The organism is Arthrobacter mangrovi (genome assembly GCF_026011795.1).
Classification (GTDB): domain Bacteria; phylum Actinomycetota; class Actinomycetes; order Actinomycetales; family Micrococcaceae; genus Crystallibacter; species Crystallibacter mangrovi.
Genome location: NZ_BRVS01000007.1, coordinates 31,795 through 54,871 on the forward strand (window position 1 = coordinate 31,795; position 23,077 = coordinate 54,871).

The window sequence follows — 23,077 nt, forward strand, 5'->3', positions numbered from 1 at the left end:
AGGGTCCTTCCAGGAGGAGCCCTGGGCCTGAAGCGTCAGTGCATGGTGAAGCGGCGGGCCACCAGCTGCCCTGCGCGCGGGTGGCCCAGCGCAGCCGACAGCGCCCGGTTGCGGGCGGCCAGCAGCGGCGGCGGCAGCGGCCGGCCCAGCGCCATGTTCAGGTGGGCTTGCGCGGCGGCGACGGCGGCGGCCCTGCGGCGGGTCTGTTCGAAGCGGCGGAGGGCCCCGGCCGCAGGCTCGCCGGCCAGGGCGCCGGCGATGATCGGCGCCAGGGCCGCCGCATCCAGCCAGCCCAGGTTCATGCCTTGGCCGCCGATCGGACTGATCTCATGCGCGGCGTCGCCGATCAGTGTGATCCTGCCGGTGACCATGCGGCGCACCAGCCGGGACTGTACGGCGAAGGCGCTGAGCATGGAGTTGGAGTCCGCCTCGATCCGGATCCCCGTCCGGCGGCGGACCAGCTCGGCCAGTTCCACCGCGCCGGGAGGTTGCAGCTGCCGGGTCCGAACCACCCAGCGGCGGATTCCGGCCGGCAGCGGGAAGGACTCGACGATGCCGTCACGTTCAAGGAAGAGCAGCGCGGTCCCGGGCTCGCCCGTCGTGTCCGCGAAGTCGCCCATCAGGTAGGTGTCCGGATACGAACGGGACCTGGGAATAGCCCCGACCGCGGCGGCCACCGTGGACCGCGCGCCATCCGCGCCGATGGCGAGGGCGGCGTCGATCCTCACCGGGCCGCCGGAATTCCCTACCGGGCCCGGCTGCGCCGCCGTCCCGTCCGCATGCCGGCCGCACAGCGACACGCGCGTACCGGCGTCGTACGCGGAAACGATCCGCACCCCCTCGATAATCTGCCCGCCGGCGGCAAGGTAATGCTCACGGAGGATGCGTTCCGTGACCGGCTGGGGCACCGCCAGGACGAACGGATGCCGCCCCGGCACCGCGGAGAAGGCCAGCCGCGCAACCTCCCGGCCGCCGCTCAGCGCCCTGCCGGCCGTGATCCTCGTTCCGGCCGCGATCAGTTCCTGGGCAACCCCGGCGTCCTCGAGGGCGGCCAGCGCCGGGGGATGGATTCCGATGGCGCGGGTGTGGCCGCTGCGCCGCGTCCGCTGCTCGATGATCAGGACCTCGATACCGCGGCGGCGCAGCAGCAGCCCCAGCAGCAGCCCCACCGGGCCGGCCCCGACGATGGCCACGTCAGGCATCCGCCGGCACCCGGTAGGTCAGCAGGTTCCGGAACGGCGGCCGGTTCTCCACGCTCCAGCCGGACGGCGCCGCCCGCCTCAGCTCTTCGGCCGTGTAGCTGCGGCGGATCGACATCAGCCCGTCGCGCCGGATGTAGGAGCCGTGGAAGAAGGGCAGCGTCCCCGCGGCGAAGAGCCAGTAGGCGGCCGGGCTGCGCCGGATGTCGCTGTGGATCGCCGCGCGGCGGCTGAGCCGCTCGGAGTCCGCCAGCAGGGCCGCGAAGGCGTCCGGCGTGAGGTGGTGCAGCAGGTGGTTGGATGTAACGAGGTCGAAGCGCCGGCCCTCGGCGACCAGGTCAGAGCTGAACGCGCGCCGGAACCGTACTCCGGGCGGCGGCGGAGCGGACACTGCGAAGGCATGGGCACGCTCGTCAGGATCGATCCCGGTAATCTTGAGGCTGATCCCGTCCGCGGCCGCCCATCTTGCCAGGAAGCGGACGATGTCGCCGCCGCCGGACCCGATGTCCAGCAGGGTATTGTCCTCCCCGGCAATGAGCAGCGGCCGCAGCCGGTGCCGGTACAGCCAGCGCCAGCCGGCGATCGCCCGGTTGACCACCGGGAACTGCTGGTAGGTGCGCCGCAGCAGCGTCGGATCGCAGTCCGGGCGGTCCATTTCCTCCACGGCGCCGGCGGCCCGCTCCGCGAGGAAGCCAATCTGGCGTGGCACGCTTCAGAGTGCCGCAGCGGCCGCAGCATCGGCCGGGGCGGCAACGGTGCCTGCGGTGGCCGCACCCGTCTTCGTGAACAGCCCCGTCTCAACCGTCAGTCCCGGCCCGAAGGCCATGGAGCAGATCCGCTCGTCCACGCCGCCGAAGGGGGATTCCAGGATGTGCTTCAGGACGAACATGACCGTGGCGCTGGACATGTTGCCATAGTCACGGAGCACACTGCGCGCCGGAACCAGCTGCTCCTGCGTCAGCTCGAGCTTGGCCTCTACCTTGTCCAGGATGCTGCGGCCGCCGGGATGGATCGCCCAGTGCGTGATGTCCCGGTAGGGCTGCCCGTAGAGCGACGCATCGCGTGCCAGCAGCGGATCGAGGGCACCGACGATGTGGTCATCGATGATGTGCGGGACGTAGGTGCCGAGCACCATCTCGAAGCCCTCGTCGCCGATGTTCCAGGCCATCGATTCCTCGCCGACCGGAGTCAGCACGGTTTCGAAGTGGTCCAGCACGAGGGCGGTCGAGGTTGCCGGCAGGTCGCGGGCAGTGACGACGGCGGCCGCGGCACCGTCCGCGAACAGCGAGGAACCCATGATCGTGTCCGGGTCATTCGAAGAGCGAACGTGCAGCGTGCAGAGTTCGGCGGTCACGACCAGGACAACGGCATGCGGGTCCGCCTCGCAGAAGGACTTCGCGGCGCGCAGGGCGGGAAAGGCGGCGTAACAGCCCATGAAGCCGAGGTGGTAGCGCTGGACCGAGGGCTCGAGTCCGAGCGCCCTGACGATCTTGTAGTCCGGTCCGGGATTGAAGAAGCCCGTGCAGGAGACGGTGACCACGTGCGTGATGTCGCCCGGACCCAGATCGGGGCACGCGGCGAGGGCCTTTTCCGCCGCCTCGATGAAGAGGGGCGTGGCCTTGGCTGCGAAGATGTCGTTGCGGACCTTCGTGCTCGGGCTCAGGATGCAGCGGCTGCCGGCATCGAAGAAGACCGGTTCCTCGCTGCGCCGGGTGAGGGTCAGTTCCTCCACTGCGGTGTACCGGGTTTCGATGCCGGAGTGGTCGAACGAGGTGGCCACAAGGCGCTGGCCGAGGCGGGTCAGTCCCGGCTGCGCGGCGAACACGTCGCGGACCGCAGACTGGACCAGGACGGTCTCGGGGACGGCGGTTTCGAGGGCTCTGAGGGTGACCGGCATGGTCCATTCTTAGTTGAGCCGCCCCCCGAAGACAATGGCCGCCTCCGGATCCGCCGGCCTCGCCGGTCGCCTTGTGTGCTGCCGGAATGAGTCATACGGTGGAGAAAAGTAAGCCAACTGAACAATGCTCACGGCAGCCGTGCAGCCGAACCGGATCCAGACGGGAGGCACAATGCGGATCAGAGCCGAACGGGCCAAGAGATATCCGGACCGGCGCGAGGCCGGCAGGACCCTTGTATCCCACCTGCAGGCCTATGCCGGCAGGGACGACACGCTGGTCCTCGGGTTGCCGCGCGGCGGCGTTCCGGTGGCCGCGGCCGTAGCCGACGGCCTGGACCTGCCGATGGACGTGGTCCTGGTGCGCAAGATCGGCGTTCCCGGGCATGCGGAAGTGGCCATGGGCGCCATGGCGTCGGTGGCCGGCCACCAGGTGACCGTCCGGAACGAGGACGTGTTGTCCCGCTATCTCGCGGACTTCGGCCGCAGGGCTGCGTTCGACGACGTCGCCGCGCGGGAGCGCGCGGAACTGGAGCGCCGGGAGCAGCTGTACCGCTCCGGGCGGGAGCCGCCCGCCGTCGCCGGACGCACGGTCATCGTGGTCGACGACGGCCTCGCGACCGGGGCTACCATGCGGGCCGCCGTTGCCGTCCTGCGGGAACTGGATCCGGCGCGCGTCGTCGTCGCCGTCCCCGTGGGGCTCGGCCACACCTGCGAGCTGCTGCGGCGGCAGGCCGACGAGGTCGTCTGCCCGTGGGTGCCGAAGGACTTCGTGGCCGTGGGGCAGGCCTACGAGATTTTCGACCAGACAAGCGACGAGGAGGTGATAGGGCTGCTGGCCGGGCATCGCCATTGAGCCCGGACCATCCGGTGCCCGGAGAACCCCGCGGCATCGGGCGGCACGCACGTTGGGGGAAAACTATGAATCGCCGGCAGCTCGGCTGCTGCCGGAGGGAGGACGGCACTATGACAGCCAAGAACGTATTTGTCCTGGGTCTGACCGAGGTCCAGCGAGGTGAATTGGAGACTGTCCGCGGTGCCGATCACTACGCATTCCACAACCTGCTGGACTATTCGATCCTGGTCAACACGGCCGAGATCGACTTCCGCGGGCTGCTGGAACAGGCACGCAGGGAACTGCGCGGGTTCGACGGTTCCGTGGACGCCATCATCACGCACTGGGATTTCCCGGCGAGCATCATCGGCCCCATACTGTCGGCCGAGTTCGGACTGCCCGCCCCTACGCTGGAAAGCCTGCTCAAGTGCGAACACAAGTACTGGAGCCGGCTGGAACAGCAGGCTTCGGTTCCGGAGTGCGTCCCGCAGTTCGCGGCCTTCGATCCGTTCGACGACGAGGCCCTGGATAAAATCGACATCCCGTACCCCTTCTGGGTGAAGCCCGTGAAGGCGCATTCCTCCAATCTTGGCTTCGCCGTCGAGGACGAGGCCGGATTCCGCGAGGCGATCACGAAGATCAGGGCCGGTATCGGCCAGGTCGGGGACGCCTTCAACGAGGTCCTCTCGCTCGTTGACCTTCCCGCCAAAATCGGCGACGCCGACGGCAATACCTGCCTCGCCGAGCAGTTCGTCTCCGGGACCCAGGCCGCTCCCGAAGGCACCATGTTCCGCGGCACATTCAACGCCCACGGCGTTTTCGACATGCATAAGGATGACGCCGGCACCAGCTTCGAGCGCCTGGACTACCCGGCCAACAGCGTGCCGGAGGGCGTGCAGCAGCGGATGATCGACATCACCGAGCGGTACATCCGCCACGTCGGCTTCGACAACGGCTGCTTCAACGCAGAGTTCATGTGGGACGAGGCGGAGGACAAGCTCTGGCTGATCGAGGTCAACACCCGCATCTCGCAGTCGCACAGCGACCTCTTTGCCAAGGTCGACGGCGTGTCCAACCACGAAGTCGCCATCCGGATCGCACTCGGCCAGGAACCGCGCATGCCGCACCGCGAGGGGAATTTCGACGTCGCTTCCCAGTGCATGATCTTCCATGACGAAGACGCGATCGTCACTCGGGTCCCCAGCGACGCCGAACGCGACGCCATCCGGCAGAAGTACCCGGAGACTACAGTGACCCTCCAGGTCAAGGGCGGCGAGCGCCTCTCCGAGCTACCGAACCAGGACAGTTACCGCTACATCCTGGGCAAGCTGTACATCGGAGCCGAGGACCGGCGCCAGCTCGTGGAGCGCTACAACAGCATCCTCGAAGAACTTCGCTTCGAGTTCGCGCCGGTGGAAGGGCAGAAAGGAGCCGCGTGAAGACGATAACCGAGCTTCCCCACGAAGTCCGCACGATCGAGAACCTGTACATCCCCATGCGCGACGGCGCCCGCCTCGCCGCCAGGCTATGGCTTCCGGTCGACGCGGAGCAGCTGCCGGTACCGGCGGTCCTGGAGTACCTGCCGTACCGCAAGCGCGACAGCACCCGCGGGCGGGATGCCCTCAACCATCCGTACCTGGCGGGACACGGCTACGCCTGCATCCGCGTCGACATGCGCGGCAGCGGCGACTCGGACGGGGTGATCGTGGACGAGTACCGCCCCCAGGAGCACGAGGACGCCGAAGACGTCATCGCCTGGCTCGCAGAACAGCCCTGGTGCGACGGCAATGTCGGCATGATGGGCATCTCCTGGGGCGGATTCAACAGCCTCCAGGTCGCGGCGCGCCGGCCTCCGGCGCTCAAGGCCATCATCAGTGCCTCCGCCACCGAGGATCTCTACGTCGACAACATGCACTACATGGGCGGCTGCCTGCTCGCGGACAACCTCTCCGAGGCCACCGTCATGTTCGCGTTCAACAGCCTGCCGCCGGATCCGGCCATTGTCGGCGAGCGCTGGCGCGAGCTGTGGCACGAGCGTTTGGAAGGCAGCGGGCTGTGGCTGGAAACCTGGCTGGAGCACCAGCGCCGGGACGATTACTGGAAGCCCGCATCCGTGTGCGAGGACTACAGTTCGATCCAATGCCCCGTCATGGCTGTGGGCGGCTGGGCCGACGGTTACACCAACGCCATCTTCCGCCTCCTCGAACATCTCGAGGTGCCAAGGAAGGGGCTCATCGGCCCGTGGGGACACAAGTACCCGCACCTCGGGGTCCCTGGCCCGGCGATCGGCTTCCTCCAGGAGGTCGTGCGCTGGTGGGACCACTGGCTCAAGGGCAAGGACACCGGCCTGATGGACGAGCCGATGCTGCGCGCCTGGATGCAGGACAGCGTTTCGCCCGAGCCGTCCTATGATGATCGCCCGGGGCGGTGGGTTGCCGAGGACTTCTGGCCGTCGGCCAATGTCGAGCCGCGGCGCTTCGCCTTGAGCCGCCACGGCATCGAGGAGGGGGGCGCGCCGGACCGAGACGGCAGCGACGTCACCCTGCAGTCGCCGCTCAGCGTCGGCATGTTCGCCGGCAAGTGGGCCTCGTATGCGGCCACGCCGGACCTGCCCTTCGACCAGCGCGAGGAAGACGGCGGTGCATTGGTCTACGAGACGGAGCCGCTGACCCGGCCGATGGAGATTTTCGGGCTGCCGTCGGCCTCGTTCGAGGTTTCCGCGGATAAACCGGTCGCCCAGCTCGCGGTGCGTCTGTCCGACGTCGCCCCTAACGGCGAGGCAACCCGCTTCACCTACGGATTGCTGAACCTCACCCATCGGGACGGCAGCGAGGACCCGCAGCCGCTCGTGCCGGGGGAGCGGTACCGGGTCACGGTCCCGCTGAACGGCATTGCACAGAGCATCCCGGCGGGGCACCGGCTTCGGCTCTCGGTATCGACCTCGTACTGGCCGCTCGCCTGGCCGGCGCCTGATGCTGCCATGGTCACGTTCAGCGCCGGGTCCGGCTCGCTGACCCTGCCCGTGCGCGAGCCCCGCGAATCGGACGCACGGCTCAGGGAGTTCGACGAGCCCGCCGCGGCCCCGGAACTCCAGACCACGGTGCTGGAACCGGGGGAACACCATTGGCGGGTGTCCCGGGACCTGGCGACCAACGTCTCGACCCTGGAAGTAGTCAACGACCAGGGCGCCTTCCGCATCGACGAAACGGACACGGTGATCCGGCGCGCGACCAGCGAGTGGTACAGCTTTCGCTGGAACGAGGTCAACTCTGTCCGTGGCGAGACGCGGACGGTGCGCAGGTTCGAGCGCGACGATTGGAAGATCGAAGTCGTCACCCGCACGGTCCTGACTTCCACGCCGTCGGACTTCCACATCAGCGCCCAGCTGGACGCATACGAGCTCGACGCCGGCCGCGGCGATCCGCGGGTCTACTCGCAGAACTGGCAGCGCGCGGTGCCCCGGGACCTGGTCTAACCGAACAAGGAAGGAACACCATGGACAGCAAGGACGACGAACGCGGTACGGTGCCCAATGCCCAGCCTCCGCAGGAGGCGGACCGGGCCGCGCAGGGAGGGGCGGCGTCGGCCAATCCCGACCCGGCCGAAGGCAACGTGACGGGCCTGGAACCGGGCGGCGGCGTTCCTCCGGGGGAGACGCCGCCGGCAGAAGACCAGATGAGCGCGGACCAGGGCCACGAGGAGTAGCGGCGCCATGATGAAGAAACTGTTGTTCGGCGCCGGACTCGCCACCGGCTTCATTCTCGGGTCCAAGGCCGGCCGCGGTACGTATGACCAACTGGCAGGCGCGGCCGGGAGGATCTGGCGCGCCAAGACCGGCCCAACCTCGGGCGCAACCTCCGGCCCGAGCGGCCGCCGCTCCGCGGACAGCGCCGCCCCCGCGGACGCCGTGCGTGCGACACCGGCGCCATCAGGCGCGGCGCGGGACCAGTCCGGCGTGGACGCAGCCGCCAGGAACGGGCAGGCAGCGGCCGGTCGGCGGGTGGGCCCGGACCCGTCCACGGACGACCGCCCCGGCTCCGAATGGAGCGGCACCCGCGCCGGGAGCGTCGAGACGGTGGGCGACCCGGAGGAGGAACTGGGCCATTCCTAGGAGAGCCCTGCGGCACCGGGTCAGCCGGCCTCCCGATGGAACGGCATCGATGAAGGTACGGCGACCCGGTGCGGGGCGGCGTTGAGCCTCCGGCCGCGCACGCCTCGGGCCGGGACGGCGAACACCACCACCTGGCGGGCGCCGTCGGCTTCTTTGGACTTGATCGTCAGGCTGCGCGCTCCCACCGGAACGGCGGGCGTGAAGACATGCAGCTGCCTCGATCCCATCGTCACTGTTCCCCCGTGCGCGTAGTCGGTGCCCAAATGGTCTTCGACGAAGATCTCCGGGTCGGCTACCGGGCCATCACCGGGCGACGTCAACTGGAGGTTGACCACGAGCCCGCTGCTCCAGACCTCGACCGAGAGCACAATGAACTCGGTGTGCGGCGTATGGTGGCGGCCCAGCGTCTGAGGCAGCAGTACGTGCCGGAGTTCGCCCGTGGGCAGTGGGTCTTTCATGAGGCACCTCCTGAGGTGAAGATACCCATTTTAGTAAGCCGGCGTTCACTGTGCACTGATTTCCGCACTGATTCTTCAACCTCCCTCGACAGTGGTCGAGCCGCGATGCTAGACAGAGGGCACGGGCGCCTTCGACCTGCAGGGCCGCCCGGCGCGAGCACGAGTCCGACATCCCCCAACCGGTTGCGCGGCAGCCGGAGTGCAAGGAGCAACGGTCCATGCGTATTGCCGACACCTCCGATCTGTGGTGGAAGAACGCGCTGATCTACTGCGTGGACATCGAGACGTTCTTCGACTCCGACGGCGACGGCACCGGTGACATCGCGGGCCTCGCCGAACGCGTTGACTACCTGGTCGAACTGGGCGTGACGTGCCTGTGGCTTATGCCCTTCTACCCGACGCCTGACCGGGACGATGGCTACGACATCATGGATTTCTACGGCGTCGACCACCGGCTGGGCAGTGCCGGCGACCTGGTGGAGCTGATCCGCACCGCCAAGAGCCGCGGGCTTCGCGTCATCGCCGACCTGGTCGTGAACCACACCTCGGACCAGCACCCGTGGTTCCAGGCTTCCCGCGCCAGCACCGACAATGAGTTCCGCGACTACTACGTCTGGCGCGAGGACGAACCGCCGGACACCTCGGACCTGGTCGTCTTCACCCAGGAGGAGAAGGGTGTATGGACCAAGGACGAGCCGACCGGGCACTGGTACCTGCACCGCTTCTACAAGCACCAGCCGGACCTGAATATCGCGAACCCGAAGGTCCGCGACGAGATCGCCAAGATTATCGGATTCTGGCTCCAGCTCGGCCTCGACGGGTTCCGGGTGGACGCCGTGCCGCAACTGGTCACCGTCGGGATGAAGGACGAACTCGAGAGCTCCACGGCCTTCACCGATCCCCACGGTTTCCTGCGTTCGCTGCGCCGCTTCATGAACCGTCGGAACGGCCAGTCCGTACTGCTCGGGGAGGTGAACCTGCCCTACAAGGACCAGGTCAGCCTCTTCGGCGACGGGGACAGCGCCGAACTGACACTGATCTTCGACTTCGTGGCGATGCAGCAGATGTACCTCTCGCTGGCCCGCGCGGACGCCGGGCCGCTGGCGACCGCCTTGAAGAACCGGCCGGCGATCCCGCCGGAGGCGCAGTGGGCTACCTTCGTCCGCAACCATGACGAACTGACGCTGGACCAGCTTTCGGAGTCCGAGCGCGAAGAGGTCTTCGCCGCCTTCGGGCCGGAGAAGAGCATGCAGGTCTACGGCCGCGGCCTCAAGCGCCGCCTGCCTCCGATGCTGCAGGGCGACCCGGACCGGATCCGGATGGTGTACTCCCTGCTGTTCTCGCTTCCCGGAACCCCGGCGCTCTACTACGGCGAGGAGGTCGGCATGGGGGAGGACCTGTCGGCCGATGGCAGGATGTCGGTGCGGACCCCCATGCAGTGGACCTCCGGCCCGAACGGCGGATTCTCCTCCGGCCATGAGGAAGACCTGGCCAGCGCCGTCGTCCGAGGTGATTTCGGTCCCCGCCATGTCAACGTCGCTGACGCCAAGCAGGACCCGGGTTCGCTGCTGAACTTCATGACGAAGCTCGCACGCCGCTACCGCGAGTGCCCCGAACTGGCCTGGGGCAGCTTCTCAGTCCTGGACCAGCCCCGCAGGGAGGTCCTCGCCCATCGCTGCACCTGGGATGGCTCCAGCGTGATCGCCGTGCACAACTTCGGCGCCGCCAAGACCAAGGTTCCGCTACTGCTCAAGGACGCGGGACCGGACGCCCGCCTCGTGGACCTTCTGGGCCAGGACCATATGGAACTTAACGACGACGGCGGGGCGCAGCTTGAGCTGCCGGGCTACGGTTTCCGCTGGCTGCGGCTACTGTCCCGGGGCGAGGAAACCCATAAGCTTCCGCAAGTCATGACCACCGTGGCTTCGGCAGGAAAGGACTAACCACGTAATGACCGACAGCACAGGCACGGCACGAACCAGCACAGGCACGGCCCGGCGCTCCGCCGACCCCAACTGGTGGCGGCAGGCAAGCGTCTACCAGATCTACCCGCGCAGCTTTGCGGACGCCGACGGAGACGGCCTCGGCGACCTGCGCGGGGTCGCGGCGAAGGTTCCGTACCTGGCCGCACTGGGCATCGATGCGGTGTGGCTCAGTCCCTTCTACCCTTCGCCGCTCGCAGACGGCGGCTACGACGTGGCCGATTACCGGGACGTGGACCGAAGGCTGGGAACGCTCGACGACTTTGATCGCATGGCCCAGGCCCTCCACGCCGCCGACATCAAGATCATCGTCGACATCGTGCCGAACCACTCGTCCGACGAGCATTCGTGGTTCCGCGAGGCCCTCGCCGCGGGCCGCGGGTCGCCTGCCCGGGACCGCTACATCTTCCGCGACGGCCTGGGCCCGGACGGGTCGAGGCCGCCCTCCGATTGGGTCTCCCATTTCGGCGGGAGCGCCTGGACCAGGATCACCGAGCCGTCCGGGGAACCGGGACAGTGGTACCTGCACCTGTTCGCCAAGGAACAGCCGGACTGGAACTGGGAGCACCCCGAGGTCCGCAAGGACTTCGAAACGACGCTGAGGTTCTGGTCGGACAGGGGAGTGGACGGCTTCCGCGTGGACGTGGCCCATGCCCTCGCCAAGGACATGTCGGAACCGCTGCGCAGCAAGCCGACCGTCGCCGACGAACTGACGCCGGTGGATGGCAAGGATCCGCTCTTCGACCGCGATGAGGTCCATGAGATCTACGCAGAGTGGCGCAAGGTCTTCGACGAATACGACCCGCCGAGGAGCGCTGTCGCAGAGGCCTGGGTACCAGCCGAACGGCGGCCGGCTTACGCCAGCCCCGAGGGCCTGGGCCAGGCCTTCAACTTCGACCTGCTGCGCGCCGACTTCGACCCGCATGCCTTCCGCGAGATCATCACGAACAATCTCGACCAGGCAGCCGCCTCCGGGGCGTCGTCCACCTGGGTCCTCTCCAACCACGATGTCGTCCGCCACGCCAGCCGCTACGGCCTGCCCCCGGGGCACGACCTCGGCCATTGGCTGATGGGCGACGGCGCCGATCCCGAGGTGGACTATGAGGCGGGACTCCGGAGGGCCCGCGCGGCTACCCTCCTGATCCTGGCGCTGCCCGGCTCGACCTACCTCTACCAGGGCGAGGAACTGGGTCTGTTCGAAGTCGCCGACCTGCCCGCAGAAGCCCTGCAGGATCCGATCTGGCAGCGGACCGGACGGAAGCTCAAGGGACGGGACGGCTGCCGGGTGCCGCTGCCCTGGACGACCGGAGGCCCGTCCTTCGGCTTCGGGCCCGACGGAGCGCATCTGCCGCAGCCCGCCTGGTTCGCGGATGCCGCGGTAGAGGTCCAGGACCGCCAGGCAGACTCAACCCTTGAGTTCTACCGGGCGGCCCTTCGGCTCCGCCGCGAACTCCAGGGCTACGAAGAGCTGACCTGGGCCGACGGCGCCGCCGACGACGTCTTGCACTTCATCCGGCCGGGAGGCTGGCACTGCATCACCAACTTCAGCAGCAGCGACGTGGCACTGCCGGCCGGTACCTGCCGGATTAGCAGCGGTCCCCTTCGGGCCGGAGAACTGCCGCCCGACACGACGGCCTGGCTGACCCGGTGACCGGCGGGCTGGCGCAGGCGCCCAGGCCGGCGCGGGCGCGGCCGGGCGCGGTGCGGGGCCCGGATCGGCCTTGGCTCTTCAACCCCGGACCCGACAGTGCTAGACAAGTAAGTACCCTTACAAGTTCCATCTGCAGGAGTGAGAAGGATGCTGACAGCACGGGAAATCATGACGGGCAATGCCGAATGCATCGGTGAGAACGAGACGCTGGAGGCGGCGGCCCGCAAGATGCTCGAGCTGGATGTCGGATCGCTGCCCATCTGCGGCGAGGACAACCGGCTCAAGGGAATGCTGACGGACCGCGACATCGTCACTAAATGCCTGGCCCGCGGCGGCGATCCCCGGACGGCGAAGGCGGGCGAACTGGCCGAGGGCAAGCCCGTCACCATCGGGGCCGACGACGGCATTGAGGAAGCCATCCGGACCATGCAGTCCCACCAGGTGCGGCGGCTTCCCGTGATCGACGGACACGAGCTGGTCGGAATCCTCAGCCAGGCCGACATCGCCCGCAACTACCCCGAAGACCGGGTGGGGGACCTGGTCGAGTTCATTTCCTACTAGTCGGAGGAGCGGCCCGCATGCCCCAGCGCAGCGCAGCCGACGTCATGGTCGAACGGCTCGAGGCCTGGGGCGTGCCCCGCGTCTTCGGGTACAGCGGCGACGGCATCAACACGTTCATGGGCGCGCTGCGCCGGGCGGGCACGGTCGACTTCGTCCAGGCCCGGCACGAGGAGAACGCCGCCTTCATGGCCGCCGGCCATGCGAAATACACAGGCACCGTCGGCGTCGTAACCTCGACCCAGGGTCCGGGCGCCATCCACCTGCTCAACGGGCTCTACGATGCCAAGCTGGACGGTGCGCCCGTGGTCGCGCTCGTGGGCCAGCAGTCCCGCAGCGTCCTCGGTTCGGGCTATATGCAGGAGATCGACCTGGCCCTGCTGATGCGCGATGTCGCCTGCTACCGGCAGCAGGTGGATTCCGCCGAGGCCCTTCCCATGGCCATGGACCGCGCCTTCAAGGCCGCACTGACGCACCGCGGCCCCGCCGTCGTTATTGTTCCCCACGACGTGCAGAAACTGCCCGCCGCCGAGCTGGAGCACGAACACGGGATCCTGGTCACATCACCGCAGTGGCGTCCGTCGACGGCGCTTCCCCAGGCCGCCGACCTGCAGGCGGCCGCGGACGTGCTCAACGCAGGACACAGGATTGCGCTGCTCGTTGGCCAGGGCGCGCGCGGCGCCGCGCAGCAGGTCGAAGCGGTGGCGGAACGGCTCGGCGCCGGAATCGCAACGAGCCTGCTGGGCAAGCCCTTCGTCGACGAGCGGCTGCCCTATGCCGCCGGAACGATGGGACACCTCGGAACCGGCGCGAGCGGCAAGCTCCTCGGCAACTGCGACACGCTCCTCATCATCGGGTCGAAGGACCCTTGGACGGAGTTCTATCCGCCGCCCGGATCGGCGCGGGCCGTGCAGATCGATGCCAACCCGGCCGCGATCGGCATCCGCTATCCCGTGGAGGCAGGCCTCGCCGGCGATGCCGCACCCACCCTGGAGGCCCTGCTGCCGCTGCTGTCCGGCACCCCGGATGCAGCCTGGCAGGACAGAGTCGGACAGTGGGTCGAGGACTGGCGCGGGCTGTCCGAACGCCGGGCCATGACGCCGGCCAGCCCGATCAATCCCGAGCGGGTGCTGCACGAGCTCAGCGGACGGTTCCCGCAGGATGCGCGGCTGGCTGTCGATGTGGGCAGCTGCGTCTACTGGTACGCCCGGCAGCTCGTGCTGCCGAGGGGAGTCCAGGCCCACCTCTCCGGCACGCTGGCGAGCATGGGGTGTTCCATTCCGTACGCCCTCGCCGCGAAGCTTGACCGGCCCGCGGCGCCGGTGATCGCCGTAAGCGGCGACGGGGCACTGCAGATGGCCGGACTGTCCGAACTGATCACCGTGGCCAGGCTTTGGCGCCAGTGGGCCGACCCCCGCTTCGTCATCTGCGTCCTCAACAACCGGGAGCTGGCGGAGGTGACGTGGGAACAGCGGGAAATGGAGGGCGAACCGCGGTTCGACGCCAGCCAGGCCATCCCGGAGTTCGACTATGCCGGCTATGCCCGCCTGCTCGGGCTGGAGGGGATGCGCGTTGATGATCCGGAGCAGGTCGGTCCGGCCTGGGAAAGGGCGCTGGCCGCGGAGCGTCCCTTCCTGCTGGACTTCGTGACCGATCCGGAAGTGCCGCTGCTGCCGCCGTTCCCGGCGGGCAAGGAGAAGGCCGAAGATATGCAGGAGGCACTCGGGGAAGAAGGCGGCTCCGGCCGGCACGCGAGCCGCCTGCTGGAGCAGTACGTCCGCCAGGAAGAGCAGGGGTAGGACCCGGCGCCCCGGCACCATTCAGGCGGCTTCGTCGTCCTTGTCCGCGTCCTCGTCCGTGCCCGTCGCGATCCTCACGGTTTCGATGATTCGACGCACGGAGGTTGCGACGCTGGCGGCGGGGCTCAGAGCCCCCGCACCGGCATCGGTTCGGGCATCGACCGCCTGCAGCAGCCCGTCAAGCTGCTCCTCGGCGGCCTGCAGGCGCTCCGGCAAATCGTCGTCGCCGGATTCCCAGGCATGGAGGATGTCCGCCGCGGAGCATAGGGTGTCGGACAAGGGCTCGAACAGGCCGTCCGGGAGCTCCCCGGAGAGCGGCTTCAGCCCTCCGGCGCCGGCCAGCACGTCCGTGATGTCTTTGACATGGAACGCGACGGTCTCCAGCGCGCGAAGGGTCTGGTAGTCGGTGCCCACGTCCCGGTTGAGGCGGCGGGCGCGCGGATTGCCCTTGCGGCTTTCATCGGCATGGTAGACGGCCTGACGGACCTCATGGCCCGTTGTGGAAATGTCGGAGTTGTACCGCGTCCAGGCCTCCGGTTCCGGCGGCCACTCCTCGGTGAGCGCTGCCGCGAGTCCCTCCAGGTGCGAGGCCAGCATCGTGCGGAAACGCGATAGCTGCAGTACCGCGGCGCTGAAGTTCAGCGGGGGCCAGATGAGGGCGTTGACCAGCAGGCCGCAGCCGACTCCAACGGCCATCTGCACCGCATAGCCGATGGAATAGTCCTCGGCATCCTGGCCGCCGATGATGAGCACGAAGAGGGCGGCCATCGGCACGTAGTCCCTGCCGTAGCCCAGGGCTCCGATGCCGGACAGCAGCACCGCGATCCCGACCACCAGCGGAATGGTCACCAGGTTCGGCTGGACGAACACCACCACGGCGCCTGCCAGCAGCACGCCCACCAGCAGCCCCGCCAAAGTCTGCAGGCCGGCCTTGACCGAGCCCATGAGGGTCGGATACATGCTGACCAGCGCGCCCAGCGGCGCGTAGTAGGGGTATTCGTCGGCCACGCCCGGCATGTAGGGGGCAACGAACCAGGCGATGGCGACGGCGATCGCCGCCTTGACCGCCAGCAGGATGCGCGCCTTGCTCCAGTTGATTTCCATCCAGGACACCACGCGGCGCAACGCTGTGGGGGCTTTGAGTGCTAAGGCCATATGTTCCATCTTCACAGCCCCTCTGCCCGCCCGCCACCGAATCGTCATTCCCGGCGCCATGCCGCCCATCACTCTTGTCGGCATGCCGCCGGTGCGGCGAGACTAGTGCCATGGCAGAGACGGGCGAGGCCCCGACCCCGGGCCAATCCGCGGGCGAACCGGCGGGCGGGCTGATCGTCGTCGGAGTGGACGGCTCGCCGCTGTCCATCGCCGCCCTTCGCTACGCCGGACGGCTGGCGGAGTCGCTCGGCTGCACCATCGAGGCGTTGGCCGTGTGGCAGTACCATATGGCGCTGGGCACCTTCACGCCACTGGATTGGACGCCCGAGGAGGACACCCGCGAACTCCTGGACCAGGCCGTGCGCGAGGCCTTCGGCAGCGACCCGCCCGCAGGCCTGCGCCGCACGGTGCGGCAGGGGCATGCGGCAAGCGTCCTGGCGAAGGCAGGCGCCGGGGCCGACATGCTGATCGTCGGCAGCCGCGGACACGGCGGCTTTGCGGGGATGCTGCTCGGTTCCGTCAGCGCCTCGGTCTCAGCCCACGCCCGCTGCCCGGTGTTGATCATTCATCCGGAGCCTGCGCCAAAAAAGTAGGCGGTCTCGCGCGCTCTCCCGCGGCAGCCGGCGGCCGCCTGCGCTGCGCTCCGGCCTCAGCGCGCCGCAACGAACGGCGACATCCCGGCATGGCTCAGCTCCGAGGCCGCCCCGATCAGCACGAGCACGACGTAGGCACTGACAGGCACCAGGAGGAGCCACTCCCGCCAGGACCCGGCGTTGCCCAGCAGGGGCAGCGCGAAGCTGCCGTTGGGTCGCCAGATCCGCCGCAGGCCGGGAACCTTGCGCAGTGCCTTCGGCGGACGGATCCGCAGCGGCCACCAGAGGTTGATGCCGCCGGTGGTGACCATGTCCCCGAGGAGGTGGACGACGACGCCGATCGCCATCGCGAGCGGGAACCAGTTCTGGTGTTCGGGTGCGAACGCAGTAATGAAGGCGGCGACGGCGATACCGACCGCCCAGGGCGTTTTCCGGAGCCGGTCCGGAATGAACTTCAGGGCTTTGGCGGCGAAGGCGACCAGCAGAATGCAGAGCAGCCCCGCCGCTGGGTAGACCGTTCCAAACCGCTGCGTCTCGAAGCTCGGGAGCCCGGCCAGCCAGGCCAAGGCCACGAACACGGCCACCCCTAGGACGGAGTGGGTGCCGCGCCTGTGGCCTCCGGCCAGGTCGCCGACAGCTGAACACACAATGTTGGAAACCGGAGGCAGCGAGTGGGCGATGGTGGCGCGGTGATGGTCTGCGTCGGGGACCAGGGCCGCGCCGGCCGTCACGAGGGCACCGCTGATCACGCCGGCAGGGCCGACATCCAGCAGCCCGGCTCCCAGCAGGACGGGCTGCTGCGCCCAATCCGCGCTGATGACGGACGCCAGCGAGACTTCGAACTGTGTGGTCAGGGCAATCCAGGCGGCGGCTCCGCTGGCGGCATGGTGGGCACCGAGCATCGGAACCGGCTTCCTCTCGAGTTGGGGTGTGGCATTGCGCCGGTTCGAAGTCTAGCCTCCGGGAGTGTCAGTCTTTCTCTTCCCACCTCACGTCGAGATTGCGGAAGACCGGGGGTCCGTCGCAGAGCTCCGCGAACCGGGCTGCGAACTCAGTGGTTTCCGGGCGGCGCGAATTCTCCATCGCGGACACATAGGAGTCGAATTCGACAATATGCAGGTACGTCCCGGGACGGTCGCGATCAGCCGTCGCAAGGATCCTGCGGAAGGTCGCCGGTGTGCCGCCGGACCGGGAAGGCCTCCCGAGCTGTTCGATCTCCTCTATCCGCGAGGTCTGGAATTCGATGATCTGGATAAAGCCGGCCATGACGGTTCCTTACCTGGATGATTCGGATGCCGCTCAGGGTAGGCCCGGGCCAATGTGGTGACAATCACCAATTCCGGGGGCCCAGGCCGTCTGCCGAGGGAACCCGGGATGCAAAAAGACCCCGGAGAACAACTGGTTCTCCGGGGTCTCATCCTTGTGCGCGGAGGGGGACTTGAACCCCCACCCTCAATAAGAGGACTAGCACCTCAAGCTAGCGCGTCTGCCATTCCGCCACCCGCGCAGGTGGTGTTCTCAGGTCCCGGTCTCGACCGATTCCTTCGAAGCAGCGAGAAAAACTCTAACACGTTTTTCCGGAAGTACTTAATCGGCGCCGACCAGGCCGGGCGGGCCGGCCGGCAGGCTCCGATTTCCTCCCCGTCCGCGCAGGTCATCGGTAGGCTGGAGCCACCAGACGACTGCTAGGAGCCCGCCATGCCCGCAATTTCGCCCGAGGATGAGGTCGCCCGGATCTGCAGCGAACTCATCCGCTTCGACACGTCCAACTACGGGGGCAATGAAGGCCCGGGGGAGCGGGCCGCTGCCGAATACACCGCAGGACTGCTCGAGGAAGCCGGCCTGCAGGCGGAAATTTTCGAGTCGGCCCCCGGACGGGCCTCACTGGTCGCCCGGATGACCGGGGAGGACCCCTCGGCCGGTGCACTCGTCGTCCACGGCCATCTGGACGTGGTGCCCGCCCAAAAGGAGGACTGGCAGGTCGACCCGTTCAGCGGCGAGGAACGCGACGGCCTGGTCTGGGGCCGCGGCGCGGTCGACATGAAGGATATGGACGCCATGATCCTGGCGGTCGCCCGGGACATGGCCCGGACCGGTGTCCGGCCCAAGCGCGATCTGGTGTTCGCCTTCTTCGCGGATGAGGAGGCCGGCGGCAAGTACGGTGCGCGCTGGGCAGTGGACAACCGGCCTGAACTCTTCGACGGCGCCACGGAGGCCATCTCCGAGGTCGGCGGCTTCTCCGCCACGATCGGCGGCAAACGCGCCTACATGCTGCAGACCGCGGAAAAGGGCATCGCCTGGCTGCGGCTGGCAGTCATGGGACGGGCCGGGCACGGATCGCAGCTGAACACGGACAACGCCGTGACGACGCTGGCCCAGGCCGTCGGCCGGATCGGTGCCCATCAGTGGCCGATCGAGCTGACCGATACCACGCGCCGCTTCCTGGACGGCGTGACCGAACTGACCGGCGTCGAATTCGACCCGGACAACCCTGACATCCTGCTCAAGGAGCTGGGCACCGTGGCCCGGTTCGTCGGCGCGACGCTGCAGAACACCTCCAACCCGACCGTGCTGAAGGCCGGCTACAAGGAGAACGTCATCCCGGGCCTGGCCGAAGCACGGATCGATGCCCGGACGCTGCCGGGCCAGGATGAATTCGTGCTCGCCAAGATCCGGGAGCTGGCGGGGGAGGGCGTCGACATCAGCTACGTCCACCAGGACCGCGCACTCGAGGTCCCCTTCTCGGGCAACCTGGTGGACGCCATGGTGGACTCGCTGGCAGCGGAGGACCCGGACGCCGTCGTCCTGCCTTACACGCTTTCCGGGGGAACCGACAATAAGTCCCTGGCCCGGCTGGGCATCACCGGCTACGGCTTCGCACCGCTGCGGCTGCCCGACGAACTGGACTTCACCGGGATGTTCCACGGCGTGGACGAACGCGTGCCGGTGGAATCGCTGAAGTTCGGGACACGCGTGCTGGGGCGCCTGCTGAGGTCGTACTAGGGAGGAGAACCAGTGCCGAAGACAGTGGACGAACTGCTGCCCGACCAACTGCTGGAGCGGATCCGCGGCCGGGCCGCCGGCTACGACGCGGCCAACAGCTTCTTCGACGAGGACCTGGCAGATCTCGCCGGCGCCGGCTACCTGAAGATGCTGGTCCCGGAGGCGGAGGGCGGCCTGGGCTGGAGCCTGCTCCAGGCAACCCGGGCACAGACCCGGCTGGCATCGGCGGCCCCTGCGACGGCGCTGGCCGTCAACATGCATCTGGTCTGGACCGGAGTGGCGCGCGTACTCGCCGAGCGCGGCGACGGAAGCATGGCCTTCGTGCTGGAGGAGGCGGGCCGGGGCGAGGTCTTCGGGTTCGGCGTCTCGGAGGCCGGGAACGACCACGTCCTCTTCGACTCCAGGACCGTTGCCCAGCCACTGGCCGACGGCAGCTACTCCTTCACGGGGGCGAAGGTGTTCACGAGCCTCTCGCCCGCCTGGACGCGGCTGGGTGTCTTCGGACGCGACGACACCGGCACGGCACCGCAGCTGGTGTGGGCGTTCGTGGACCGCCAGGCCCCCGGGTACCGCATCAAGGAAGACTGGAACACATTGGGCATGCGTGCCAGCCAGTCCAATACGACGCTCCTGGAAGGAGTCGTGGCGCGGCCGGAGCGGGTGTTCCGCAAGCTGCCGGTCGGCCCCAATCCGGACCTGCTGGTCTTCGGCATCTTCGCCTGTTTCGAAATCCTGCTCTCCTCCGTCTACGCCGGAATCGGGCGGCGCGCGGTGGACCTCGCCGTGGAGAACAGCCACCGGCGACAATCGCTGAAGAGCGGGCGCAGCTACGCGCAGGACCCGGACATCCGCCGCCGCGTCGCCGAGGCCGCAATGGCCATGGACGGGATATACCCGCAGGTTGACGGGCTGGCCTCGGACGTGGACAACCGGGTGGACCATGGGAGCCAATGGTTCGCCAAACTGGCAGGACTGAAGGTCCGCACCACGGAAACGGCCAAGCAGGTCGTCGAGCAGGCGGTGCGCGTCTCCGGCGGCGCAGGCTATTTCCGCGGCGGCGAACTCGAGCGGCTCTACCGGGACGTACTGGCAGGCCTCTACCACCCCTCGGACGATGAGTCGGCCCACAGCACCGTGGCCAACGCCTGGCTGGGCCCGCTCGAAGACTGAAGCCCCCCCGAAGTACCGACCGCAAACAGCTAGACGGTGGCTTCCACGCGCAGGACCCTGCGGCGCAGCCAGTACTTGCGCCCGCCGCCGATATACAGCCGGGTGCGGACCAAGTCCCACTTGCCGTACTCGGCGTGCTCCGCCAGCGCGCGGCGCGCTTCCTTGATCGATTCGCCCTTGGACAGGGTCAGCACGAGGTACTCGTAGTCGCGGGCATGGTCACGCTCGCGCTGGCTCGTTCCGGTTCCGAATTGTTCCCTCATTGCCCTCCGATCTCTTCACTTATTCTTCCCCCAACGGCTAACGTCTACTACATGGCCATTGATCCGCGTGTCGCGCTCCAGTCATTCACCGCCGCCCTCGAAGAACACCTTGCCGCCGCGTCCAGCCGGCGCGGAGATAACGACCCGGCCGTGGAAGCGGCCTTCTCGTCCATTATGGAAACCTTCGAAGCCTATGAGGATGCACTTTACGACGCCTACGGCGAAGTTACACCCCTGGTGATTTACGACGAGACCGAGGACGAGGACGAGGAACGCGACGAGCAGGAAGACGATTACGACGACGTCGCGGATCCGTTCGACGATGACCTGGAGATCGAGGAGAAGTAGCCGGCAGCGGCGCGGGACTAGGCCGGAGTCGCCGAAATGTCGTCCAGGGCGGAGGCGATTTCGCCGGGAATCCGCTTCGGCGCCGCCGCAAGGATCTGGTGCAGCTGTGCCGGTGTCCGCGGCCCGACCACCGCGGTGGCGATGCCCGGCTGGTCAAGTGCCCAGCCCAAGGCCAGCTCCAGGGCAGGAATGTCCAGCCCGCGGGCGGCCGTCGCCAGCGCCTCGGTGATCCGCGCCGACCGCCCGGACAGGTAGGGCTCGACGTACGCCGCCCCCGCCTCGGAGCCGCCGCGGGAATCCGCCGGGACCCCGCCGCGGTATTTCCCGGTGAGTACGCCGCGGCCCAGCGGGGACCAGGCCATCACCCCCGCCCCGAGGGCACGTGCCGCGGGAATGACTTCGCGTTCTGCCGTGCGCTTGAGCAGCGAATACTCGGACTGGACGGCGACCAGGGGCACGGCGCTAATTGAGATGGCGCGCGCCAGCTGCCAGCCGGAGTAGTTCGACACGCCCACGTAGCGGGCCCGGCCGGACCCGACCGCGAACTCCAGCGCGGACAGCGTTTCCTCGAGCGGGACATTGTCGTCCCAGCAGTCCACCAGCCACAGGTCCAGGTACTCGGTGCCCAGCCGCGCGAGGCTCGCATCAAGGCTGCGCAGCATCGCCCCGCGCGAGGCGTCGAGCTCGCGGGCGCCATGGTGGCGGACGATGCCCGCCTTCGAGACAATTGTCACTTCCTGCCGCGGGACCAGTTCGCCCAGGAAAGCGCCGATAATCGCTTCGCTCGCGCCATCGGCGTAGGCGGCCGCAGTATCCAGCAGCGTCCCGCCGGCCTCCAGGTACGCCCGCAGCATGATCGCGGCGTGCTCTTCATCCGTGGTGTCGCCCCAGGTCATGGTGCCCAGCGAAAGATGCGGCACCTTCAGCCCGCTGTTGCCCAAGCGATTCTGCTCCATGGGCAAAAGCCTACGGCCTCGCGCGCCGCAGGGCTGAAACGGAACGCCTGATTACCGCGGGTCCGCGGGCGCACAGGCGAGGGCAACGCGCGGACGGGAGGCCGCCGTCGCACGTAACCGGAACGGCCCGCAGACGCGGCGTGGGACGGCTCATCCCGCAGGCTGATCTTTCCGGGCACCGCGTCGCCCGGTTCTGCCGCCGCCCTGCCCGTGCTTTAAGGTCTAACTTGTGACTTGGCTTGAAGCGGCCTTCTTGGGACTGATCCAGGGCCTGACCGAATTCCTTCCGATTTCCTCCAGCGCCCACCTGCGCGTGGTGGGTGAGTTCCTTCCCGGGGCGGCCGACCCCGGCGCGGCCTTCACCGCGATCACGCAGCTGGGCACCGAGACCGCCGTGCTCATCTATTTCTGGAAGGACATCCTCAATATCGTGAAGGCCTGGTTCGGCTCGCTGACCGGCAAGGTCCCGCGGAACGACCCGGACGCGCGGATGGGCTGGCTGGTCATCATCGGCTCGCTCCCCATCGGAGTGCTCGGCCTGCTCTTCCAGGACCAGATCGAGGGCACCTTCCGGAGCCTGTGGATCGTAGCCACCATGCTGATCGTGTTCGGCCTGATCCTTGCGGTGGCGGACTCCATCGGCAAGCAGGTCCGGGCCCTGGACAAGCTCACCTACAAGCACGGCATTTTGTTCGGCCTGGCCCAGGCGCTGGCGCTGATTCCCGGTGTCTCGCGTTCCGGCGGTACGATCACTGCGGGGCTGCTGATGGGCTACACCCGCGAGGCAGCCGCCCGCTATGCCTTCCTGCTGGCCGTCCCGGCGGTGTTCGCGAGCGGTCTCTACCAGCTCTTCACCGGGCTGGACGAGCCGGGCCCCTACGGACCCGGCCCGACGGCGCTGGCCACCCTGGTGGCGTTTGTGGTCGGTTTCGTCATCATCGGGTGGTTCCTGAAGTTCGTGTCCACCCACAGCTACAAGCCCTTCGTCTGGTACCGGATCGGGCTGGGTTTGTTCCTCTACATTCTCTTGGGCATTGGCGCTATCAGCGCCTAAAGTACGACGGCGGTCCCACCGGGTCCGCGACACTCACCGGAAGGAACG

The 23,077-nt window shown here is 68.2% G+C and carries 23 protein-coding genes and 1 tRNA gene; 14 read left to right on the top strand and 10 right to left on the bottom strand.

All coding sequences use genetic code 11. From position 1 onward, the window contains the following. Nucleotides 1–35: 35 nt before the first annotated feature. Genes AHIS1636_RS08635 through AHIS1636_RS08645 form a run of 3 tightly spaced genes read right to left on the bottom strand, consistent with a single transcriptional unit; the run spans nt 36 to nt 3,096 of the window. Complete coding sequence (locus tag AHIS1636_RS08635) at nt 36–1,202, bottom strand: FAD-dependent oxidoreductase (RefSeq protein WP_264795425.1); 1,167 nt, start codon at nt 1,200–1,202, stop codon at nt 36–38. After that, nucleotides 1,195–1,854, bottom strand: coding sequence for a class I SAM-dependent methyltransferase (locus tag AHIS1636_RS08640; RefSeq protein WP_373875810.1), 660 nt, complete (start codon nt 1,852–1,854; stop codon nt 1,195–1,197). The genes AHIS1636_RS08635 and AHIS1636_RS08640 overlap by 8 nt, the downstream gene beginning before the upstream one ends. A gap of 57 nt (nt 1,855–1,911) precedes the next feature. Continuing rightward, nucleotides 1,912–3,096, bottom strand: coding sequence for a type III polyketide synthase (locus tag AHIS1636_RS08645; RefSeq protein ID WP_264795427.1), 1,185 nt, complete (start codon nt 3,094–3,096; stop codon nt 1,912–1,914). 172 nt (nt 3,097–3,268) lie between these two features. On the opposite strand from AHIS1636_RS08645, the gene AHIS1636_RS08650 reads away from it, so the two are divergent. From AHIS1636_RS08650 to AHIS1636_RS08670, 5 genes are all read left to right on the top strand, one after another. Further along, nucleotides 3,269–3,949, top strand: a complete 681-nt coding sequence (locus AHIS1636_RS08650; RefSeq protein ID WP_264795428.1) for a phosphoribosyltransferase — start codon at nt 3,269–3,271, stop codon at nt 3,947–3,949. Between the two features lie 110 nt (nt 3,950–4,059). Next, nucleotides 4,060–5,367, top strand: a complete 1,308-nt coding sequence (locus AHIS1636_RS08655) for an ATP-binding protein (RefSeq protein ID WP_264795429.1) — start codon at nt 4,060–4,062, stop codon at nt 5,365–5,367. Beyond that, on the top strand, nt 5,364–7,403 hold the full coding sequence (locus AHIS1636_RS08660) for a CocE/NonD family hydrolase (RefSeq protein WP_264795430.1): 2,040 nt from the start codon (nt 5,364–5,366) through the stop codon (nt 7,401–7,403). The genes AHIS1636_RS08655 and AHIS1636_RS08660 overlap by 4 nt, the downstream gene beginning before the upstream one ends. A 20-nt stretch (nt 7,404–7,423) precedes the next feature. Next, the gene (locus AHIS1636_RS08665) at nt 7,424–7,633 is read left to right on the top strand and encodes a DUF6480 family protein (protein WP_264795431.1); all 210 of its coding nucleotides are present in this window, start codon (nt 7,424–7,426) and stop codon (nt 7,631–7,633) included. 7 nt (nt 7,634–7,640) lie between these two features. Next, entirely contained in the window at nt 7,641–8,039 is a 399-nt protein-coding gene (locus tag AHIS1636_RS08670) for a hypothetical protein (protein WP_264795432.1), read from the top strand. Between the two features lie 20 nt (nt 8,040–8,059). Here AHIS1636_RS08670 and AHIS1636_RS08675 read toward each other — a convergent pair whose 3' ends face one another. Then, nucleotides 8,060–8,497 (bottom strand): hypothetical protein, encoded by a 438-nt coding sequence (locus AHIS1636_RS08675; protein WP_264795433.1) that lies wholly within the window; start codon nt 8,495–8,497, stop codon nt 8,060–8,062. Nucleotides 8,498–8,715: 218 nt separating this feature from the next. Here AHIS1636_RS08675 and AHIS1636_RS08680 point away from each other — a divergent pair, with 218 nt between their 5' ends. The 4 genes from AHIS1636_RS08680 (at nt 8,716) to AHIS1636_RS08695 (ending at nt 14,487) form a co-directional block, all read left to right on the top strand. Next, on the top strand, nt 8,716–10,440 hold the full coding sequence (locus AHIS1636_RS08680) for an alpha-amylase family protein (RefSeq protein WP_264795434.1): 1,725 nt from the start codon (nt 8,716–8,718) through the stop codon (nt 10,438–10,440). A 7-nt stretch (nt 10,441–10,447) separates the two neighbouring features. Beyond that, a complete protein-coding gene (locus AHIS1636_RS08685; protein ID WP_264795435.1) occupies nt 10,448–12,130 on the top strand; it encodes a glycoside hydrolase family 13 protein in 1,683 nt (560 codons plus the stop codon). Between the two features lie 147 nt (nt 12,131–12,277). Then, the gene (locus AHIS1636_RS08690; RefSeq protein WP_264795436.1) at nt 12,278–12,691 is read left to right on the top strand and encodes a CBS domain-containing protein; all 414 of its coding nucleotides are present in this window, start codon (nt 12,278–12,280) and stop codon (nt 12,689–12,691) included. A 17-nt stretch (nt 12,692–12,708) separates the two neighbouring features. Then, nucleotides 12,709–14,487, top strand: coding sequence for a thiamine pyrophosphate-requiring protein (locus AHIS1636_RS08695; RefSeq protein ID WP_264795437.1), 1,779 nt, complete (start codon nt 12,709–12,711; stop codon nt 14,485–14,487). 21 nt (nt 14,488–14,508) lie between these two features. Here AHIS1636_RS08695 and AHIS1636_RS08700 read toward each other — a convergent pair whose 3' ends face one another. Then, entirely contained in the window at nt 14,509–15,642 is a 1,134-nt protein-coding gene (locus AHIS1636_RS08700) for an FUSC family protein (RefSeq protein ID WP_264795438.1), read from the bottom strand. Between the two features lie 110 nt (nt 15,643–15,752). Here AHIS1636_RS08700 and AHIS1636_RS08705 point away from each other — a divergent pair, with 110 nt between their 5' ends. Then, on the top strand, nt 15,753–16,235 hold the full coding sequence (locus tag AHIS1636_RS08705) for a universal stress protein (RefSeq protein WP_264795439.1): 483 nt from the start codon (nt 15,753–15,755) through the stop codon (nt 16,233–16,235). Nucleotides 16,236–16,291: 56 nt separating this feature from the next. Here AHIS1636_RS08705 and AHIS1636_RS08710 read toward each other — a convergent pair whose 3' ends face one another. The 3 genes from AHIS1636_RS08710 to AHIS1636_RS08720 all read right to left on the bottom strand — a co-directional run bounded on the left by AHIS1636_RS08710 (nt 16,292) and on the right by AHIS1636_RS08720 (nt 17,742). Next, nucleotides 16,292–17,137 (bottom strand): metal-dependent hydrolase, encoded by an 846-nt coding sequence (locus AHIS1636_RS08710; protein WP_264795440.1) that lies wholly within the window; start codon nt 17,135–17,137, stop codon nt 16,292–16,294. A gap of 67 nt (nt 17,138–17,204) precedes the next feature. Continuing rightward, on the bottom strand, nt 17,205–17,501 hold the full coding sequence (locus tag AHIS1636_RS08715; RefSeq protein WP_264795441.1) for a hypothetical protein: 297 nt from the start codon (nt 17,499–17,501) through the stop codon (nt 17,205–17,207). Between the two features lie 157 nt (nt 17,502–17,658). Next, nucleotides 17,659–17,742: transfer RNA gene (locus AHIS1636_RS08720), tRNA-Leu, on the bottom strand. 191 nt (nt 17,743–17,933) lie between these two features. Here AHIS1636_RS08720 and AHIS1636_RS08725 point away from each other — a divergent pair. Both AHIS1636_RS08725 and AHIS1636_RS08730 read left to right on the top strand, forming a co-directional pair. Beyond that, nucleotides 17,934–19,238: a M20/M25/M40 family metallo-hydrolase gene (locus tag AHIS1636_RS08725; protein WP_264795442.1), complete on the top strand. Its 1,305-nt coding sequence runs from the start codon at nt 17,934–17,936 to the stop codon at nt 19,236–19,238. 12 nt (nt 19,239–19,250) lie between these two features. Further along, entirely contained in the window at nt 19,251–20,408 is a 1,158-nt protein-coding gene (locus tag AHIS1636_RS08730) for an acyl-CoA dehydrogenase family protein (protein WP_264795443.1), read from the top strand. A 29-nt stretch (nt 20,409–20,437) separates the two neighbouring features. Here the strand turns inward: AHIS1636_RS08730 and AHIS1636_RS08735 are convergent, their stop codons facing one another. Continuing rightward, nucleotides 20,438–20,671, bottom strand: coding sequence for a DUF5703 family protein (locus AHIS1636_RS08735; protein WP_264795444.1), 234 nt, complete (start codon nt 20,669–20,671; stop codon nt 20,438–20,440). Between the two features lie 51 nt (nt 20,672–20,722). Here AHIS1636_RS08735 and AHIS1636_RS08740 point away from each other — a divergent pair, with 51 nt between their 5' ends. Then, nucleotides 20,723–21,019 (top strand): hypothetical protein, encoded by a 297-nt coding sequence (locus AHIS1636_RS08740; protein WP_264795445.1) that lies wholly within the window; start codon nt 20,723–20,725, stop codon nt 21,017–21,019. A gap of 17 nt (nt 21,020–21,036) precedes the next feature. Here the strand turns inward: AHIS1636_RS08740 and AHIS1636_RS08745 are convergent, their stop codons facing one another. Further along, a complete protein-coding gene (locus AHIS1636_RS08745; protein WP_264795446.1) occupies nt 21,037–21,975 on the bottom strand; it encodes an aldo/keto reductase in 939 nt (312 codons plus the stop codon). A 229-nt stretch (nt 21,976–22,204) separates the two neighbouring features. Here AHIS1636_RS08745 and AHIS1636_RS08750 point away from each other — a divergent pair, with 229 nt between their 5' ends. After that, nucleotides 22,205–23,029 (top strand): undecaprenyl-diphosphate phosphatase, encoded by an 825-nt coding sequence (locus tag AHIS1636_RS08750; RefSeq protein WP_264795447.1) that lies wholly within the window; start codon nt 22,205–22,207, stop codon nt 23,027–23,029. The last annotated feature ends 48 nt before the right edge of the window (nt 23,030–23,077 follow it).